Annotated in this window: 1 protein-coding gene; it reads left to right on the forward strand. The window is 44.7% G+C overall.

Going from position 1 to position 360, the window contains the following annotated elements; all coding sequences use genetic code 11:
- Positions 1-194: hypothetical protein (locus tag QWI17_RS05710; RefSeq protein WP_302721550.1), on the forward strand; the 194-nt coding region annotated here is incomplete at its 5' end.
- Positions 195-360 lie beyond the last annotated feature (166 nt).

Here is a 360-nt window from a genome sequence, read left to right on the forward strand (position 1 = left end):
TGAAGCTACAAACCATGGCAGAGATAGAACACGCTATTGGTGGTCGCCCTCGAGCGCAGCGCTCAAAGGTAAGAATAGATTTTTACGTTCTTCAGGATGATGCGCTGAAACTTAAACAAATAGCCGATAGTAAGGGGCTAGCTCTAAGCCAGCTGGTACGTTCTATAACTCGAGAGTATCTCAATCAAGTGTGATGGAAATACTACAGGAGGCTAACCCAGACGGTGGTTAGCCTTGCCTAGCAAGGATATATCGTCATCCAGGAACGACTAAATGAGCACATCAACACATGATCAAAACTACTTCAGAAACCCTTTAATTGGGGATGGAATCGGTGAAACTCAAATCAACATCCAGGCT

This window comes from Gilvimarinus gilvus (genome assembly GCF_030518155.1).
Taxonomy (GTDB): Bacteria; Pseudomonadota; Gammaproteobacteria; order Pseudomonadales; family Cellvibrionaceae; genus Gilvimarinus; species Gilvimarinus gilvus.